Raw genomic sequence first — 19078 nt, forward strand, 5'->3', positions numbered from 1 at the left:
CATCGGTCTTTCGAACAGGAGCTCGCAATCAGGCGCTGCCTAACTGCGCAACAATTACTGCATGGGCTTGTCGACAAAATGCGAGATCGCGAATTGCGCGACACGTTCGTTCGACTTTCTCGCATCATCGAGCCAGAACGGGAAAATCTGCCATTGGTGGATCATCCCCGGCCAGACTTCCAAGTTCACATTGCCGCCCGCCTGACGTACCTTGTCCGCAAACCGCGAGGTGTCATCGAGCAGTGCCTCGCGCGCGCCGACCTGGATCAACAGCGGCGGAAACCCGGAGACATTGCCATAAAGCGGCGATATATCGGGATCATTAAGAGGACGATCACGCGCGAATGCATCATGGATGAGGGTCAGCTCGGCCTTGCTCATGAAAGGGTCACTGGCGGCGTTGGCGGCCAGTGACGCCCCCGTTGCGGCGAAGTCGGTGATCGGGCTCATCGCGACCACGGCAGCGGGAAGCGGACCACTCAGCCTGAGCTGGTTCAAAACGACTTCGATGGCCAGAGTTGCGCCGACGGACTCGCCGGCAATAACGATGTTGCCGGCCTTATATCCTGATGTCAGAAGCCAGCGATAGGCGGCAATGGCATCGTCTCTTTGGGCGGGGAAGCGATTTTCGGGCGCAAGGCGATAGTCGATCAACAGCACATCGGCCGAGGCGGCCTTGGCGAGCGAACCCGCTATGTTGGCGTGCGTGCGAAGGGAGCCGCTATAAAAGCCGCCGCCATGCAGATAAAGGATGGCACGCCGCCCGATCGGATGATGCAACCGTGCCGGCCAGATCAGATCGCCATCCACACCGTTGGCGTCGACACGCCGTATCTGGACGCGCGCCGGGCCTGGCGTCGATGTCATGAGCTTTTCGAAACCGGAGCGGCGTTGCAACAGGTCGGCTCCGGACACCGCGCCGCTGTCACGCAGAGTGCCGATCAATTTCTCGATCTGCTCGCTCGAAGCCTTTGTCTGCGGGGCGATCTCGGATGTCTCGGCGGCTGCAGCTTGCGATATCGATCCCAAGACTGCACTTGTCAGAACGGTCATTGCCATGACGAAACGGAATATGCAGCGCAATGATCGGAACTCGTTCATCAAATAAGCCTTTTCCCCGTAAGGCCGTGGACGCTATTGTGATGCCACGGTCGCAGAAAAGCTATTTGTGTCAAGTATGATGGCCGACGTGAGACTGGAATTTCCATTCATCCGCTGCCCATCATTGTCTCGATACGATCAACCGATGATCGCTTCCCTATCGATGCTCCGTTTCATTGAGGTGACGGTACCGGTGGATAAGTCGATGTTCATTCAGGCTCATGTCTGGCCGCCGTAAGGCGAGCGATGATCGCCTGCCGCGTCATTCTCGAGCCGGCAAGGCGTTGCCTGGTTCTAGCCAACACTTCAGCGCTGGCCTTCTCGGGCAATCCGGAATGAAATGGCGGCTCTGGCGCGTATTCCAGAGACAGTTGGATAGCTTCGGCTTCCTCGCGACCGCGCAAGGCGGCAACGATCGTCAGTCCGAAATCGATGCCGGCTGTCACGCCGCCCGCGGTGAAGAGATTGCCATCCCGCACGACACGCCCCGGCGTGGCAACGGCTCCGAAACTCTCGAGGAAATCAAGCGCATTCCAATGCGTTGTGGCCTTCTTGCCCTTGAGCAGGCCGGCCGCTCCAAGCACGAGAGAACCGGTGCACACCGATGTCACGAAGCGGGCTCGGGCCGCTTGTTTCCGTACGAAGCTCAGGACGTCCGCATCCTCGAGCAATGCATTCACGCCGACGCCGCCGGGCACGCAGATCACATCGAGCGGCGGGCATTCGGCAAACGTCGTTGTCGGCTGCAACGCGAGCTTCGTTGCCGACGCGATGGGCGACGTGTCCTTCCACACGAGATGCACCTCCGCATCATCCATCGAGGCGAATACTTCATAAGGTGCGGTCAGATCGAGTTGCTGGACGCCCGGAAAGGCAAGCAGGCCGAAGCGAATGGTCATGACATGTCTCCGATGATTGACTTTTCCAAGCCTATGCGACAACGATCTGGCACGTTTGCCAAACCACCGTCATTTCTTGCCAATCATGCGCCGTATCGAAATTCTTGCCTTCGACAATGCCCAACTGCTTGACATTACCGGTCCGCTGCAGGTTTTCACCAGCGCCAACGAGGCGGCGCATGAGCGCGATCGGCCGAAACCATACGAGGCCATCGTGGTCGCGGAAAACCCGCAGACGCAAACGAGCTCGGGTCTCGCCCTTATGACCGCCCCACTCGGCAATACCGATACACCGCTCGACACCCTCATCATCGCCGGCGGCTGGGGCGTCAATAAAGCCTGCGAGAACCTCGGCCTGATCGAATGGGTACGCCGGCGTGCCGCGAATGCCCGACGGATAGCCTCGGTCTGCAGCGGCGCCTTTCTGCTTGCGGAAGCCGATCTTCTGGATGGGCGAAGGGCAGCAACCCATTGGAATCGTTGCGAAGAATTCGCCAAGCGCTTCCCGCGAGTGAAGCTTGAGCCCGATCCGATCTTCGTTCAGGACGGGCAGATCTGGAGTTCCGCCGGCGTGACTGCCGGCATCGATCTCTCGCTTGCTTTGGTTGAAGCCGATCTCGGCCGCCCGCTGGCCCTTTCCGTGGCTCGCGAACTCGTCGTCTTCCTCAAGCGCCCGGGTGGTCAGGCGCAGTTCAGCGCGGCGCTGAGACTTCAGGAAGGCGGCGAACGCTTCGATCGTCTGCACAGCTGGATCATGGACAATCTGCGCGCCGATCTTTCCCTGCCGACGCTTGCCGAGCAGGCTAACATGAGCGCACGCAGCTTTTCCCGTCACTATCTGAAAGCGACTGGACGAACACCTGCCCGCGCCGTGGAGGAAATCCGCGTTGAAGCGGCACGCCGCCTCATGGAGGAAGGCCTGAGCGTGCATCAGGCACGCCTGCGTTGCGGCTTCACATCGGAAGAAACCATGCGCCGCAACTTCATGCGGAAATTCGGGACGACACCGCAGGCATTTCGCGATCATTTCGCTTGAGGGCTAGCTGCGACGGGCAACATTTGCCCGCACCTCAAGCGAAGTGGCTTTCTTCATAAATGTGGTCACTGCGCTCTTTCCCCGACATTCAGAGTCGGCATAGGCTGCAGCGATCGGAATCCACACAAGGCTTAAGCAGGATGGCAACCCATCGTTTTGTTCCTAACACCTATCACAATGTCATCGGCTCGCTGCCACCGGCCTTGCATGTTGCCGATGGCGATACGGTTATTACCGAAACGCTCGATGCCGCCGGTTACGACAAGCATGATGTCCGCCAGATATCCGGCCCAAATCCGATGAACGGCCCGATCTTCGTCGAGGGTGCTGAGCCGGGAGATTCTCTCAAGGTCGAGATCCTCGCAATGGTACCTACGCGCGATACGGGTTTCACCGGCAGCGTGGTCGCCGCTAACGTCGTCGACCCGCAGGATGTCCACGCGCTACCGGCACGCGAGAAGGTGATCTGGCAGATCGACCGTCAGAATCTCACGGCGCGATTGGCCGAACCGGTGGCGGGTCTCGAAACCCTTACTCTGCCGCTTGCTCCGATGATCGGCTGCTTCGGGGTTGCGCCGTCTCTCGGTCAAGCCATATCGACCGCCACCAGCGGCGAATTCGGCGGCAACATGGATTATCGGCTGCTGGGGCCTGGCACGACCATCTGGTTTCCGGTTTCGACGCTTGGCGCGCTTTTCTTCCTCGGCGATTGCCATGCAGTGCAAGGAGACGGCGAGATTGTCGGCACCGGCATCGAGACCACTTTCGAGGTGACGGTGCGCCTCAGCGTCGAAAAGAAAAAGACGATCATCTGGCCACGCGGCGAGACGGCGAACGATATTTTCACCATCGGCAATGCCCGGCCACTCGATCAAGCCCTCCAGCATGCCACCAGCGAGATGCTGCGCTGGCTCGGTTCTGATTACGGCCTGGACAAGACCGCAGCCAGCCACCTGCTCGGTCAGGTCGTGCGCTATGATGTCGGCAACGTCTTCGACCCTGCCTACACCATGGCCTGCCGCGTCTCTAAATCATGGCTGCAACGCCGGTAGAATATCAACCCGCATCCTGGGAGAGGTCGCGCCGCTGGCGCGACACGTTGCTTTCCTGCCGCTCTCGCGCCATGCGGCTGACGGCGGCACGCAATTGCGGATGCCGCGACATGAACAGATTGAAGTCCCGGCGGTCCAGCACGAAGAGCTGACAGAAATCGACGGCGACGACATCGGCCGTGCGGCGCGCGCCCGTCAAGAGCGCCATTTCGCCGAAAAAGGCGCCGGCGCCGAGCCGGATTTCGTCATTCTCCAGCTGCACCTCGACCGCGCCGGAAGCAATGAAGAACATGCTGTCGCCGCGATCGCCGGTTCTGATCACCCGGTCGCCGGGCGAAGCCGACCTCGGACGGAAGAGCAGCAGAAGTTCCTCGTGCTCATTATCATCAAGTTCGGCAAACATCGGGAAGGTTTCGATGAGCTGCTCGATCTCGAGATGATGCTGGCGATCCCGCTCCTCGCGCTGCTTGTTGATGACGGCCAACTGACGGCGAAGAGCCTCCTGCTTTGCCATGCCGTATTTGTTCGCCAGGAACGGCCAGCGGGCGAAGGCCCAGTTCTGCAGCTTTTCCGTGGCGTAGAAAGCGAGCGGATTGAGGGTGATCGACAGGATCGCACCGGCAAGAATCAGATCCTGTCCTTCCCGCGTCAGCAGCCCGAGCGAGACGCCTAGCCCCGCGAGAATGAAGGAGAATTCGCCGATCTGCGCGAGACCAGCCGCAACCGCAAAGCCGATGCTGGCTGGATAGCGCAAGAGCAGTACAACACAGAAAGCGATCAATGCCTTGCCGAGCATGATCAGCGCAAGCACGCCGATAATCATCAGCGGTTCGCGGATCAAAACCGACGGATCGAAAAGCATGCCGACGGACACGAAAAACAGAACCGAGAAAGCATTCTGCAATGGCAGGGAGTCGGCGGCCGCCCTGTGGCTGAGATGCGATTCACTCATCACGAGGCCGGCAAAGAAGGCGCCCAGCGCAAAGGAAACACCGAAGATTTCTGCCGCGCCAAAGGCGATGCCGAGCGCGATCGCCAGAACCGACAGCGTGAATAGTTCGCGCGAACCCGTGCGCGCAACCGAAGTCAGGAGCCATGGCACCACACGCGGGCCGATGAAGACCGCGACAGCCGCAAAGGCTGCGACCTTGAGCAGCGTCATGCCGATCGTCAGCCAGATCGAACCGGAAGCGGCATGGCCGCCGGCATCCGCATGACCGCCCAGAACACTGGCGAAGGCCGGCAAGAGCACGAGCGCAAGCACCATGGCCAGATCTTCCACGATCAGCCAGCCGACGGCGACACGGCCATTCGTCGAACTCACGAGATTGCGCTCTTCCAGCGCTTTCAACAGCACGACCGTACTGGCAACCGCAAGGCTGAGACCAAAGACGACGCCGGCGCCGACGCTCCAGCCCCATAGCGACGTCAAGCCCACACCGAGCAGCGTCGCGATTGCAATCTGACCGATGGCGCCGGGAATGGCGACGCCGCGCACCGCCAATAAATCCGCAGCAGAAAAATGCAGGCCGACGCCGAACATCAGCAGGATAACGCCGATCTCCGCCAGTTGCGATGCCAGCGAAACATCGGCGACGAAACCTGGCGTGGAGGAACCAATGATGACGCCAGCCACCAGATAACCGACCAGCGGCGGCAGATGCAGCCTGTCGGCCAGATAACCAAAAATAGCCGCGAACACAAAGCCCGCGGCAATCAATGCGATCAATGCAACGTCGTGCGGCACGGCGATCCTTCCCGTTTCACGGCGTTAAAGCCTTTTTCCCTCTGTGGAAGGCTACCTAGCATCGCTTTTGCCAGGCCGTCTACGGGAGATATGAAACCTAAAGGAAAACATCGCCTTGCCGCTGCGTGAAGCCAGAAGAGGAGCTGAGGCAAGGCGATGGGACAGCGAGCGCCTATTGGTCGAGGACAATCTGCAATTTGACGTCCGTCGGTCGGGCTTCAACGGCGCGGTCGAAAGCCTTGATGGAATCCTCGAAGTCAAATGTCTCGGAGATCAAGGGCTTCAGATCGACGCGGCCGGAGGCGATCAGCGCGATCGAACGCTCATACTGATGTGCATAACGGAAGACCGTTTCGATGCGGATCTCCTTGGTCGACGCCGTGGAAACATCGAAGCCGACCGGATTGACCGGCAGGCCGACGGCGACGATCACACCGCCGGGACGCGGCAGCGCCATAACCGTTTCCCAGGCCTTCGGCGAGCCCGAGCATTCGAAGATAACATCCGCACCCCAGCCCTCGGTCAGGCGATCGACTTCCTCGAAGAGGTTCCTCTCGCGGATATTGACCGGAATGACACCCTGATACTGCGCGGCGATATCGAGTTTCGGCTGGGCGAGATCGGCGACGATGGCACGCGCGCAGCCACCGGCAAGGGCTGCAACCGCAACCATGATGCCGATCGGCCCGGCACCAAGTACGACGGCGGTGTCACCGGGCGTAATGCGCGCCTTGGTGGCCGCCTGCATACCGACGGCGAAGGGCTCGACCATCGCCCCTTCCGCAAAGCTGACATTATCGGGCAGCTTGAAGGTGTAGTTGGCCGGATGCACGACGAAAGGCGTCAGCACGCCATGAATGGGTGGCGTTGCCCAGAAGGTGACGGCCGGATCGACATTGTACATGCCGAGACGGCTGGCCTTGGAATTGGCGTCGGGAATGCCCGGCTCCATGCAGACCCGGTCGCCGATCTTCAGATGCGTTACGCCTGCGCCGACCTCCACTACCGTTCCTGCCGCTTCGTGCCCGAGCACCATCGGTTCGTTGACGATAAAGGGACCGATCTTGCCGTGCGTGTAATAGTGCACATCCGACCCGCAGACGCCGACCGTGTGGATCTTGATCTTGACCTGATCTGGCCCGACCTCCTGCGGCAGATCGATATCGCGGATCGCCAGTTCATGCTGACGTTCCAAAACCAGGGCGCGCATCTTGCTCATTGCCTTTTTCCTCTTTCCAAAGCCGCCGTTGTCCCCGCTGACGCGGGCACGAAATCGTTGTTGGTTATATCGTCTCAGCCGGCATCATAAAACGATCCTTCAACTCTTCAGATGAAGTTCGACGGCCCTCTTCCACCTATCGATATCCGCTTCGCCTTCGAAATATTCGGAACTGCTTATTATTTAGCTCGCTATTGCCGATATTGACTGACGTTCCATTTCTTGTCTTTCTAATAGCTAATGAGAAGGAGGGGCTCATTATGACAGTGTATGATTGGACAGGTCAGCGCGCCCGCCGGAGGAAGATGATGCGCGCGGCAAGCATCGCGATGCTTCTGATCGTTCTGATGGCGATTCCAGCGATATTGCTGCATTATAACCTCATCCAACTCCCATATTAACCGCTTTGAAAAGACCTACCTACGCCGCTTTCGATGCGCCCCGCTTTGGCTTGCGCGAGACGTTGTCGCCCGCCTTATGGTCAAGCGGCAAACAATCCAGCACGGCCAGAAGCGCGATGATGCCAAGCAGCACGAAGGCTAGACGGAACTCGATGGCGACGACACCGTCGACGCCTAACGGCGCGCTGATGGCCTGGCCGATACGAATGCCGATGGCGCCAATGGCGATGCCCATGCCCATTGTCAGCTGAAAGACGGTACTGAACAGCGTGTTGGCACCCGTCATCTGTCCCGAGGGAATATCGGCGAAGGCGATCGTATTGAGCGCGGTAAAATGCATCGACCGACACATGCCGCCGATGAACAGCACCGGGACGATGAACCAGAGCGGCGTATCGGGCGAAAACAGCGCACAGGCGGCAATGAAGATGGCATTCAACAGACCGTTGACGATCAGCACCGGCTTGAAACCGAAGCGACGCAGAATGGGCGTCGTTGCTGGTTTCATCGCCAGATTGCCGGCAAAGACGGCAAGCGTCAGCATGCCGGCGTGAAAGGCGCTGAGCCCGAAGCCGACCTGGAACATCAGAGGCAATAGGAAGGGGACGGCGCCGATGGCGGTGCGGAACAGCGATCCGCCCGAGATGGTGATGGCAAACGTCGGCAGCTTCAGCCCCGAGAGATCGATGAGTGGATGCTCGGTCCGGAGAAAATGAAAAGCGGCGATGGCCAGCAAGACAAAGCCGGCGATCACATAGGCCCAAGCCTCTAGCCAGACGGGATCGGGACGCCCGATCAGTTCCAGCCCATACATCAGGCTCGCAAGCCCGATGCCGCTGATGACGAAGCCGATCCAATCGAAAGGCGGGCGCGCTGTGCTTTTCGTTTCCGGAATAAGCATCAGCGCGAAGACGAAGGCCAATATCCCAAGCGGCAGGTTGAGGAAGAAAATCCAGCGCCAGCTCGCATGGTCGGTGATGAATCCGCCGAGCGGAGGCCCGAGGATCGGTGCCACCAGCGCCGGCCAGGTGATCGTCGCAATGGCCGAGATCAGCTTGTCCTTCGGCGTATTGTTCAAGACGACAAGCCGGCCCACCGGCACCATCATAGCCCCGCCGATGCCCTGCAGAATGCGCATGGCAACAAAGGAGCCGACGCCATTGGCAAAACCGCAGAGGACGGAGGCAAGCGTGAAGACGACGACAGCCGTCGTGAAGACCAGTCGCGCGCCGAAGCGGTCGCTGATCCAGCCGCTGATCGGGATGAAGACGCCAAGCGTCAGCAGATAGGCACTCATGCCGATATTGAGATCGACCGGGCGGGCGCCGAAGGAAACGGCCATCTGCGGCAATGCGGTCGCGATAACCGTGCCGTCGAGGTTTTCCATGAAGAAGGCACCGGCCACGAGCAGCGCGATCAACAGCGAACGCGAGCCCGCCTCCCGCACCTCCTCCCTCTGCCCAGGTGTGGACATGTCATTCATCGATCAGCAACTCCGAATCCGCCTCGCATCCCGCCTGCATTTAACCGGTTCGGCAACGTTTACGATAGGTCGAAATCGTCCTATCAATCGAGGAAATGATCACGTTTCGCTTAGCGGATGGTACGCAACTTGATCTCCGTGCCGATATCGCCGCCGATCTCGATAGGTCGAGCCTAGATGCGGAAACCTGTTTAAATCGGTGAACAGATCGGTCAATTCGGAGCCAGTAGGCATGTACATGGGAGACATGCTAGGGTTTTCTCGGAAAACGCCGCGGGAAGAACAAGGGGATCGATACCACAACACTCTAGGACAGCCCCAAGCCAGCCAAGATGGCGGCAAGGAGCCCTCGCATCGACATAGGCTGACGATTGCTCTTACCAACGGCGCAACAATAAGGAACGAGAGCCCCGCATAATGAAACATGGCCAGGACGCAATGACCTCCAGGGCTACCCCGGAATCGAAACTGATCGTAACGCAGTCGCCCTTCGATGCCTTTGTGCGAAAATATGGTACGATCCCGCGGCGCGGCGTCTTCGGCTATTTCGTTCATGAACTCGGCCGCCGCATTGTCGGCGGAGACTATCCGGTCGGCACGACGCTGCCGAACGAGCCGGATCTGGTCGAGCAATTCGGTATCAGCCGCACCGTTATCCGCGAAGCGATGAAATGCCTTGCCGGCAAGGGATTGGTGGAAATCAAGACCCGCGTCGGCACGCGCGTCAAGGAGCGCTCCAACTGGCATCATCTCGATACGGATGTGATGGTCTGGTATTACGAGACCGGTCCGTCCGTTGAAATCATGCGATCGATCAAGGACCTGCGATTGGCGCTTGAGCCGGAGGCGACGGCGCGCGCTGCGCTGCGCCGCACCGAGAGCGACATTGCTGCGATCAGTTCCGCCTACGAGGAGATGGCGTCCACCATCGGCGACGTCAACAGCAATGCCGATGCCGACCTGCGTTTTCATACGGCGATCTTCGCCGCTACGCACAACATGGTCTATTCGCAGCTGATCGATCTGATCGCCGTCGGGATCTACGCCAACCGCACGCTTTCGGGTCATGAGGACATAGCCGAAGGACAAAAGCGCGCCCTGCCCCTTCACAAAGCGATCCTCGACGCCATTGTCTCGCAGAACACTGACGCCGCAATCAAGGCATCGCGAAACCTGCTGGAAGCCTGGCTCGCCCGCGACTACGGCTTCTGACGATCAAGACTACCGTCCGACTGCTCTACCCTTGCTGATGGGTGATTGCTTCCTGTGTGTCGGCCTTGGGCGCCGCCGATCCGCGTCCGGCGTCCCGCGCGACCGGGATGAGCCAGACGGTCACACAGGTCGTCAGGGCAACGATGACGACACCCCAGAAGCTCCAATGCAGCGCCGCGTCGAAGACACCCCTTATCGCAGGATCGCCGACGAGATCGGCAAGGCCGGTCGGCTGGTTGAGGATGTCGTGCAGTCTGGTGGCCAGCTCACCGCTGCCGTAATGCGCGATACCGACATTCATGATCGCGCCCAGCGCCGTTGCGCCAAGCGTGTTGCCGAGGCTGCGCGAGAAGATGATCGATGCCGTGGCGCTGCCGCGCATCGACCATTCGACGCTTTCCTGCACCAATACCACGCTCGTAAGGCTGATGAGCCCCATGCCGAAGCCCATCAGAAATGAGCCGATGCCAGCAATCACCGGACTGCTCTCCGGCGTCAGCAACAGCAGGAAAAACGAGCCGAAGGGAAACATCAGGCTGCCGGAACGCAGTGTGTTGCGGATGCCGAAGGTGCGGAAGAACCGGCTCGCCAGCATGACAGCAAGCGGCCAGCCGACGATCAACATCGTCAGTGTAAAGCCCGCCTCCAGTGGCGAACGACCAAGGACACCTTGGACGTAGATAGGCAGGACCGTCGTCAAACCGATCAGGGCCATGCCGGCAAGCAGGGTGGCGGCATTGCTGGTTGCGATCAGCCGCTGGCTCCAGAGAGCGATCGATATGATCGGCTCCGGCGCCCGCCGTTCCTGCCACAGGAAGAGAACACCGGTGACGACAAAGACGATCGCCAGGGGACAGAGAACGGCGAAACCCGCATCCGTCTCCGTCAGGATGACGAGCAGCGACACGATCGATATCGAAAACAGGACTGTGCCGAGATAATCGATCTTCGCCTCGCGTGGCGTAACCGACTCGTGCAGGAAGAGGATGAACCCGGCGATGGCGAGTGCGCCAAGCGGCAGGTTGATCCAGAAAATCCAAGCCCAGGAGAAATTGTTGACGATGATGCCGCCGGCAAGCGGGCCGATAACGGCGGAGATCGCCCAGACGCTGGCGAGCGCGCCTTGCACTTTGGCGCGCTCCTCCAGCTTGTAGAGATCGCCGACGACGGTCATCGTGACAGGCTGGATGGCACCAGCTCCGAGGCCTTGCAGCAGCCGGAAGACGATAAGAGACGCCATCGACCAGGCGAAACCGGCCAGTGTCGAGCCTATGAGAAAGATGATGATGCCGCCGATCAGCACCGGCTTGCGGCCGAAAATATCGGAGAGCTTGCCATAGATGACGGTGGTGGTGGATTGCGCCAGCAGAAAGGCCGAAAACACCCAGCTATAATAGGTGAAGCCGCCGAGCTGCCCGACGATGCGCGGCATGGCGGTTGCGACGATGGTCGCTTCGATGGCCACCATGAAGGTCGCCAGCATGATGGAGACGATGACCAACGGGCGTCTCGAACGATCGACCGTGCTGGACATGGCATTCCTTTCTGAGCTGCTGCACCCGGGATCGAAACATGCAAATGCCGCCATAACGGCTATGGTCGAGCGCTTAGTTTGCGGGATCAAAGCGTTGGGACGAGACGATTGGCGGGCGAATGCCGGCTGAATCGTTATAATAAGCTTTGCATATTGCTGCCGGTTGATGTCAACCATTTAAACGCGAACATTTTCCGCCAGATCGTCCTCAGCCGAGACTTAGGCTGGTGGCTTTCGAAAAACGGAACCGCGTAATTGCTCGCTTCTCAAGCTCCGTATCGATGTAGTCATCTTAGATCTTCATCAGAACCAAGTGCGCTTGCTTTGTTCACTTTCTGAACTTACTATCCTCACTGGAGAATTCAAGCGGGACGCCAGATTGCTAACCTCCTCCCAGCAGCAGCTTTTGCGGATCATCGGTCAATCGGGCCCAGCCACCCGCATGGCTCTGGCAGCCTCCATGGGGCTGAGCAAGGCTGCGATGAGTGGGATTGCGCGCGATCTGATCTCTCTTGGCATTTTGCGGGAGACGGAGGCGATCTACGGTCAGGGCCGTCCGTCGATCCTGCTCGACCTTAATCCGGAGGGCGCCTTCTTCGGCGGCGTCTCGCTGCTTGAAGACCCTGCATCGCTGGTGCTCAGCGATTTCAACGGCAATATCCTCGCTCGCCAGAGCATGCCGCTGTCGCGCGATCCTGATGTCATCGCCGAGATGATTGCCGACACGTTGCCGAAACTGCTTGCGGAATGCAAGGATGCCGACCTGAAGCTCTCCGGCCTCGGCATCGCGCTTTCCGGCTTCGTCGACGAAAAGCAGGCAAGCTGCATCAAATCTACCCTGCTTGGCTGGCAGGACGTTCCACTCGCCGGCATCATCAGGCAAAAGACCGGCATTGATACCTTTATCGAGAATGACGCCAAGGCGATCGCCGTCAGTGAGAAACTATTCGGCTGCGCCCGCGACGCGCAGAATTTCAGCGTCGTCTCGTTTGATGATGGTATCGGCTGCGCCCATTTCGTCGGCGGCAAACTCTACCGCGGCAATCATGGCGGCGCCGGCGAGATCGCTCATTGCACCATCGAGCCCAATGGTTCGCCCTGCCGCTGCGGCAAGCGCGGCTGTCTCGATACCGTGGCCTCACTGAAGGCGATCAAGGAGGCGGCAAAGATAGAGGGTCTCGCCTGCCAAACTCTTGAAGGGCTGGAGACGGAGGCGTCAGCCGGCAATGCCGCCGCGATCCGCATCTTGCATCGCGCCGGCAGCGCGCTTGGGCTTGCGATTGCGCATCTCATCCAGTTCAACGATCCCGGCCTGATCCTGATCACCCATGTCGAAGGCCGGTTCGATGGCCTCTTCGGCACTGTCATGCGGCAGGCGGTCGAAGCGAATGTATTGCCGCGCTATGCCGGCCAAACGCCGATCCGCACGCAGCGCGTCGATAGCGATGTCTGGGCGCGAGGGGCGGCCAGCATTGCCGCCCATAATTTCCTGATTGGCCCCAATCCCTAACGAGGTTCTCATGCGCATTGCCGTTGGAGGCATTCATATCGAATGCAGCACCTACAACCCGGTCCTGAACGAAGAGCAAGATTTTCGCATCCTGCGCGGCGCGGCGCTGACTGCCTCGCCCTATTTCGCCTTCCTTAGGGATTACGACGGTGAATTCCTGCCAACTATTCATGCCAGAGCCATCGCCGGCGGCCCGGTCGCCCGTCATACATACGAAGCCTTCAAGACAGAATTCCTGGAAGGCCTGAAGGCCCTACTGCCGCTCGATGGACTCTATCTCGCCATGCATGGCGCCATGTATGTCGAAGGCATGGAAGATGCCGAAGGCGACTGGATCAGCGCGGCTCGCGCCGTCGTCGGTGAGGATTGCATGGTCTCGGCAAGCTACGACCTGCACGGCAATGTCACCCAGCGCATCATCGATGCGCTCGACATGTACTCCACCTATCGCACCGCGCCGCATATCGATGTCGAGGAAACCATGCGCCGCGCCGTCAAGATGCTGACGGAAAGCCTGAAGACAGGCGTGAAGCCGATCCTGCTCTGGGCGCCGGTCCCCGTGGTGCTGCCGGGCGAGCGCACCAGTACAGTCGATGAACCGGCCAAGAGCCTTTACGATAGGCTGCCCGATATTGACGCCATCGAGGGCGTCTGGGATGCCTCGCTCATGGTCGGCTACGTCTGGGCCGATGAGCCGCGCGCAACGGCTGCCGCTATCATGACCGGCACGGATCGCGCCGTGCTTGAGCGGGAAGCAAAACGCCTGGCGCAGGCCTATTGGGACGTTCGTAAGGATTTCGTTTTCGGCTCGGAGACCGGCTCGATCGAGGAATGCGTCGCGAAGGCAATCGCCAGCACGACCGCGCCCGTGGTTCTGGCGGAATCCGGCGATAATCCGACCGGCGGCGGCGTCGGTGACCGGGCCGATGTGCTGGCGGAACTAATTGCCAAGGGTGCAGAAGGCGTCATCTTCGCCGGCATCGCCGACAAAGCTGCCACGGAAGCCTGCTACGCCGCTGGCCTCGGCGCCACCCTCGCTCTCTCGGTCGGCGCATCGCTCGACACCAATGGCAGCAAGCCGGTACAAGGCAACTTCACCGTCAAACATCTGCTGGAGACTAAAGAAGCGACCGACATGCAGGCCGTCGTCTCAATCGGCGGCATCGACCTCGTCCTGTCGGCCAAGCGTCGCCCCTATCATAATATCGCCGATTTCACCCGCCTCGGCCTTGATCCGCATAAAGCGAAGATCATCGTCGTCAAATCCGGCTACCTCTCGCCCGAGCTAGCACCGATTGCCAACCCAAACCTGATGGCGTTGTCGCCCGGCGTCGTCGACCAGTTCGTCGAACGCCTGCCGCGCCTGCGTAAGACGAAGCCGACCTATCCCTTCGACAAGGATTTCGACTTCACGCCCGAGACGGCGATTTCTGCGCGCGCCGTCGGTCGCTGAAGCTCCCGTCCCGAACCGCAAGGGTGGGCATTGTTGATTCGTCATCTCAAGAACGCGACTCGTTTTTGCGGGTCGCCTTTCTGCATTGCGCACAAACATTGTGCATTGCCGAAATTGCACAAAAAAGCGCTTGACGAGACGATCGAGTTCAACTTCTATTGAACCAATTTCAAATTGGTTCACCTTTCAATATGGCAATCAACAGCCTTCCGGAAAATTCGGTCCATGCCCTGGAAAGGCTCCGTGGGCTGTTGAATTCGGCCGATCTCCCAGCCGATGGAAAGCTGCCGACCGAGCGAGCTCTATCGGAGACACTGGGTGTCAGCCGACGCGCGATCCGGCGGGCATTAGAAGTGCTGGAAGCGGAAGGCCGCGTCTGGCGGCGCCAAGGCTCTGGAACCTATGTCGGGCAGCGACCGGACGATTGGAGCCAGCATGTCAGCACGCTTGTGGCGGGCACAGATCTGATGGAAGTCATGGAAGTCCGCCTGCGTATCGAGCCGCAACTCGCCCAGCTCGCCGCCATGCGCGCCAAGACCGACGACATCGACCGCATGTATGAACTGGCAAAGAAGATCACCGCTAGCGACGATGCCGACAGCCGCGAGCTTTGGGATGGCGCATTGCACCGGCTGATCGCACAAAGCGCCGGCAACCAGTTCTTCCTGACGATTTTCGACGTCATCAATCATGTCCGTCAGGATGAAGCCTGGCAAACCATTCGCGAATTGGCCCGCAGCGTCAACAAGACCCGCCCGGTCTCCTACGCCCAACATAGGACGATTATCGACGCGATTGCAGCGCGCAACCCGATGAAGGCGGCCGAAGCCATGCGCGAACATCTGCTGATGCTGCAGGAGAGCCTGATCCGCATCACCTCGCTGGATGCGCGGCAAGCAGAGGAGCCACTGACCGAGGAGGTGGGCTGACCCAAAAGCCGGCCTGACTCGCCGCGACCGGAGAGGAAACCGGTCGAAACCGCAAAGAACGAAAACGATAAACAGGAGAACAGAATGAAGATCGCCAAATTCATGGCATCGCTTGCCGCCGGCGCCCTGATCGCGCTGCCTGCCTTCGCCGTGGAGCTCAAGATCGGCCTGCAGGACGATGCCGATGCGCTGGACCCCGCGCAATCCCGCACCTTCGTCGGCCGCATCGTTTATACCGCGCTCTGCGACAAGCTCGTCGATGTAACACCGGACCTGAAGTTCGTGCCGCAGCTCGCCACATCCTGGAAATGGTCCGCGGATGGCAAGCAGCTCGTCATGGAGTTGCGCCAGGGGGTGAAATTCCAGGACGGCACACCGTTCAATGCGCAAGCCGTCGTCGACAACATCCAGCGCTATCAAACTATGCCGGAATCACGCCGCAAGAGCGAGCTTTCCTCTGTCAGCAAGGTCGAAGCATCCGGCGAATACGAAGCCACCTTCACCCTAAAGGCGCCTGACGTCACGCTGCTTGCCCAGCTTTCCGACCGTTCCGGCATGATGGTTTCGCCGACAGCGGCAAAGGCTGCTGGTGCCAAATTCGGCGATCATCCCGTCTGCTCCGGCCCGTTCAAATTCGTCGAGCGCGTGCAGCAGGACCGCATCGTGCTGGAGAAATTCCAGGATTACTGGAACAAGGACAATATCTTCATCGATAAGGTTACCTATCTGCCGATCCCCGACACGACGGTGCGCCTCGCAAACCTGCGTTCCGGCGATCTCGATATGATCGAGCGCGTAGCCGCCTCCGATGCGGGCACGGTTAAGGGCGATCCCAATCTCGTCTATGCCGATGCTATCGGCACCGGCTGGCTCGGCGTCTACGCCAATGTCGGCAACGGCGCGCGCGCCGACAATCCGATGGGCAAGGACAAGCGCCTGCGCCAGGCCTTCTCGCTGGCAATCGACCGCGAAGCCGCCATGCAGATCGTCTTCGATGGCACCGGACTTGCCGGCAATCAGCCGTTCGCACCGAACAGCCCCTGGTTCGACAAAGATATTCCGGTACCCGCCCGCGACGTCGACAAGGCCAAGGCGCTGGTCAAGGAAGCCGGCTTCGACCGCATCCCGGTCGAGCTCGCCGTCGCCAACAATCCGGTTTCGATGCAGATGATGCAGATCATCCAGTCGATGGTTGCCGAAGCCGGTTTTGATGTGACGCTGAAGACGACCGAATTCGCGACCCTCCTCGACGCGCAGTCGAGCGGCAATTACCAGCTCAGCCGCTCCGACTGGTCCGGCCGCTCCGATCCGGACGGCAACATCCAGCAGTTCGTGACGACAGGCGCCGGTCTCAACGATTCCAAATACAGCAATCCTGAGGTCGACAAGCTGCTACTTGAGGCGCGCCAGTCGCAGGACAATGCCGTGCGCAAGCAGAAGTACGATGCAGCCGAGGCGATTCTCAGCCAAGATCTGCCGATCATCTTCCTCGGGCATCAGGCCTGGATCTGGGCCTACAACAAGAAGGTATCCGGCTTCGTGCCCTCCCCGGATGGCATGATCCGTCTCGCCGGCGTGAAGAAGAACAGCTGAGCGACCAAAGCCATGCGGGCTCCTTCCCGCATGGCGCTTTCACATTCGACATCGCGGCAAGGATCTGCCCATGTATAGCTATATCGGAAAGAGGCTGCTCGTCGCCATACCGACGCTGCTGATCATTTCGATCTTCGTATTCTCGCTGCAGAAGCTTCTGCCCGGCGATCCTGTGCTGGCCATGGCAGGCGAGGAGCGCGACCCGCAGGTGCTCGAGCTGCTGCGCGAGAAATATCGCTTGAACGAGCCGGTCATCTATCAATATGGCTATTGGCTGCAGGGCGTCGCCAAGGGCGATCTTGGCGTTTCGCTGCGCACCGATCAACCCGTCCTGACGCTCGTCGCCGAAAAGCTACCGGTCACCATTCAGCTCGCCGTCATGTCGATGATCTTCGCTTTTGCGATCGGGATTCCCATGGGCATCTTGGCGGCGGTGAAGAAGAATACCATCATCGACTTTCTCGCCAATATCGTCGCCCTGTGCGGCCTGTCCGTGCCGAACTTCTGGCTTGGCATTATGTTGATCCTGCTGGTCTCGGTGAAGCTGCATTGGCTTCCCGCATCCGGCTACCAGCCCTTCTTCTCTGACCCATGGCATTCGATCCAGACCATGCTGATGCCATCCTTCGTGCTTGGCAATGCGCTTGCTGCCACCTTGATGCGTCACACGCGCTCATCGATGCTGAGCGTGCTCAGCGCCGACTATATCCGCACAGCCCGCGCCAAAGGCCTGCCGGAAACCGCCGTCGTCCTGCAGCATAGTTTCCGCAACGCCATCCTGCCGGTTGTCACCGTCAGCGCCCTGCTGTTCGGAGAACTCCTGGCCGGTGCCGTTCTGACCGAGCAAATCTTCACCATCCCCGGCTTCGGCAAGCTGATTGTCGATGCGGTATTCAACCGGGACTACGCCGTCGTCCAGGGCGTGGTGCTATGCACCGCCGTCGGCTTCATCGCAATGAACCTCATTGCCGATATTCTCTATGTCGTCCTCAATCCGCGCATGAAGGCGGCCCTATGAGCACAATCGTCCAAGCGACCACGGCAACCTCTTCTGTCAAACGCGCTCCTAACCGTGCCTGGCGCAAGCTGCGAGCCAACAAAGGGGCACTGGTCGGGCTTGCGATCATCTTGTTCTTTACCGTACTCGCCGCGCTGGCACCGCTCCTGCCCATCCCGGATTCGGTCGCTACCAGCTGGTCGGCAATCCGCAAGGCGCCATCGGCAGCGCACTGGCTCGGTACCGACGATCTCGGCCGGGACATTCTCTCCCGCATGATATGGGGGGCGCGGGCGTCCTTGATGGCCGGCGTCTTCTCGGTTGCCATCGCCGTTGCGATCGGAGTGCCTTTGGGCCTGATCTCGGGCTACTATGGCGGTTGGATCGATCAGATCATCTCGCGCGTCACCGAGGCCTTCCTGGCGATGCCGTTCCTCATTACCGCCATTGCGCTTGCCGCCTTCCTCGGCCCGAGCCTCACCAATGCGATGATCGCGATCGGGCTGTCGGCAACGCCAGTCTTCGTGCGGCTGACGCGCGGCCAGGTGCTGGCAGTCAAGACCGAGGATTATGTCGAGGGCGCCCGATCGATCGGCCTGCGCCATACCAGCATCATCACCCGTTATATCCTGCCGAACGTCTTTCCTCCGATCCTCGTGCAGGCAACACTCACCATCGCGACCGCCATCATCGCCGAGGCCAGCCTCTCCTTCCTCGGCCTCGGCCAGCAGCCGCCTGCCCCAAGCTGGGGCTCGATGCTCAATGTCGCCAAGAACTATCTCGAACAGGCGCCCTGGATGGCCATGTGGCCAGGTGCCGCCATTTTTCTCGTCGTGATCGGCTTCAATCTCCTCGGCGACGGCCTGCGCGATGCGCTCGACCCGCGCGAGGCATGAATAAACTCAAAAGGAT

At 60.0% G+C, this 19078-nt stretch carries 15 protein-coding genes; 9 read left to right on the forward strand and 6 right to left on the reverse strand.

Going from position 1 to position 19078, the window contains the following annotated elements; all coding sequences use genetic code 11:
- Window positions 1-54: 54 nt before the first annotated feature.
- Window positions 55-1053, reverse strand: coding sequence for an alpha/beta hydrolase (locus tag ACYJRZ_RS17730; protein WP_459461269.1), 999 nt, complete (start codon window positions 1051-1053; stop codon window positions 55-57).
- Between the two features lie 257 nt (window positions 1054-1310).
- A complete protein-coding gene (locus ACYJRZ_RS17735) occupies window positions 1311-2000 on the reverse strand; it encodes a DJ-1/PfpI family protein (protein ID WP_459461053.1) in 690 nt (229 codons plus the stop codon).
- A gap of 85 nt (window positions 2001-2085) precedes the next feature.
- On the opposite strand from ACYJRZ_RS17735, the gene ACYJRZ_RS17740 reads away from it, so the two are divergent.
- Together ACYJRZ_RS17740 and ACYJRZ_RS17745 are read left to right on the forward strand one after the other, a co-directional pair.
- Window positions 2086-3036 carry a GlxA family transcriptional regulator gene (locus ACYJRZ_RS17740; RefSeq protein WP_459461055.1) on the forward strand — a complete coding sequence of 317 codons (951 nt, stop codon included), beginning with the start codon at window positions 2086-2088 and terminating at the stop codon, window positions 3034-3036.
- A gap of 140 nt (window positions 3037-3176) precedes the next feature.
- Window positions 3177-4088, forward strand: coding sequence for an acetamidase/formamidase family protein (locus tag ACYJRZ_RS17745; protein ID WP_459461057.1), 912 nt, complete (start codon window positions 3177-3179; stop codon window positions 4086-4088).
- A gap of 4 nt (window positions 4089-4092) precedes the next feature.
- Here ACYJRZ_RS17745 and ACYJRZ_RS17750 read toward each other — a convergent pair whose 3' ends face one another.
- The 3 genes from ACYJRZ_RS17750 to ACYJRZ_RS17760 form a co-directional block, all read right to left on the reverse strand.
- The gene (locus ACYJRZ_RS17750) at window positions 4093-5835 is read right to left on the reverse strand and encodes a cation:proton antiporter domain-containing protein (protein ID WP_459461059.1); all 1743 of its coding nucleotides are present in this window, start codon (window positions 5833-5835) and stop codon (window positions 4093-4095) included.
- Window positions 5836-6007: 172 nt separating this feature from the next.
- On the reverse strand, window positions 6008-7054 hold the full coding sequence (locus ACYJRZ_RS17755; RefSeq protein WP_459461061.1) for an NAD(P)-dependent alcohol dehydrogenase: 1047 nt from the start codon (window positions 7052-7054) through the stop codon (window positions 6008-6010).
- 420 nt (window positions 7055-7474) lie between these two features.
- Window positions 7475-8938: a DHA2 family efflux MFS transporter permease subunit gene (locus tag ACYJRZ_RS17760; protein ID WP_459461063.1), complete on the reverse strand. Its 1464-nt coding sequence runs from the start codon at window positions 8936-8938 to the stop codon at window positions 7475-7477.
- Window positions 8939-9376: 438 nt separating this feature from the next.
- Between ACYJRZ_RS17760 and ACYJRZ_RS17765 the strand changes: the two genes are divergently transcribed.
- Entirely contained in the window at window positions 9377-10150 is a 774-nt protein-coding gene (locus tag ACYJRZ_RS17765; RefSeq protein ID WP_459461065.1) for a FadR/GntR family transcriptional regulator, read from the forward strand.
- Window positions 10151-10175: 25 nt separating this feature from the next.
- Here the strand turns inward: ACYJRZ_RS17765 and ACYJRZ_RS17770 are convergent, their stop codons facing one another.
- A complete protein-coding gene (locus ACYJRZ_RS17770; RefSeq protein WP_459461067.1) occupies window positions 10176-11684 on the reverse strand; it encodes an MDR family MFS transporter in 1509 nt (502 codons plus the stop codon).
- A 379-nt stretch (window positions 11685-12063) separates the two neighbouring features.
- Between ACYJRZ_RS17770 and ACYJRZ_RS17775 the strand changes: the two genes are divergently transcribed.
- The 6 genes from ACYJRZ_RS17775 to ACYJRZ_RS17800 all read left to right on the forward strand — a co-directional run bounded on the left by ACYJRZ_RS17775 (window position 12064) and on the right by ACYJRZ_RS17800 (window position 19062).
- On the forward strand, window positions 12064-13194 hold the full coding sequence (locus ACYJRZ_RS17775) for an ROK family transcriptional regulator (RefSeq protein ID WP_459461069.1): 1131 nt from the start codon (window positions 12064-12066) through the stop codon (window positions 13192-13194).
- Window positions 13195-13204: 10 nt separating this feature from the next.
- Window positions 13205-14647 carry a M81 family metallopeptidase gene (locus ACYJRZ_RS17780; RefSeq protein ID WP_459461071.1) on the forward strand — a complete coding sequence of 481 codons (1443 nt, stop codon included), beginning with the start codon at window positions 13205-13207 and terminating at the stop codon, window positions 14645-14647.
- Between the two features lie 191 nt (window positions 14648-14838).
- Window positions 14839-15576, forward strand: a complete 738-nt coding sequence (locus ACYJRZ_RS17785) for a FadR/GntR family transcriptional regulator (protein ID WP_459461073.1) — start codon at window positions 14839-14841, stop codon at window positions 15574-15576.
- An 84-nt stretch (window positions 15577-15660) separates the two neighbouring features.
- The gene (locus tag ACYJRZ_RS17790; protein WP_459461075.1) at window positions 15661-17169 is read left to right on the forward strand and encodes an ABC transporter substrate-binding protein; all 1509 of its coding nucleotides are present in this window, start codon (window positions 15661-15663) and stop codon (window positions 17167-17169) included.
- 70 nt (window positions 17170-17239) lie between these two features.
- Window positions 17240-18187 carry an ABC transporter permease gene (locus tag ACYJRZ_RS17795; protein ID WP_459461077.1) on the forward strand — a complete coding sequence of 316 codons (948 nt, stop codon included), beginning with the start codon at window positions 17240-17242 and terminating at the stop codon, window positions 18185-18187.
- The gene (locus ACYJRZ_RS17800; RefSeq protein ID WP_459461079.1) at window positions 18184-19062 is read left to right on the forward strand and encodes an ABC transporter permease; all 879 of its coding nucleotides are present in this window, start codon (window positions 18184-18186) and stop codon (window positions 19060-19062) included. The genes ACYJRZ_RS17795 and ACYJRZ_RS17800 overlap by 4 nt, the downstream gene beginning before the upstream one ends.
- Window positions 19063-19078 lie beyond the last annotated feature (16 nt).

It is taken from the genome of Rhizobium sp. No.120 (assembly GCF_054558365.1).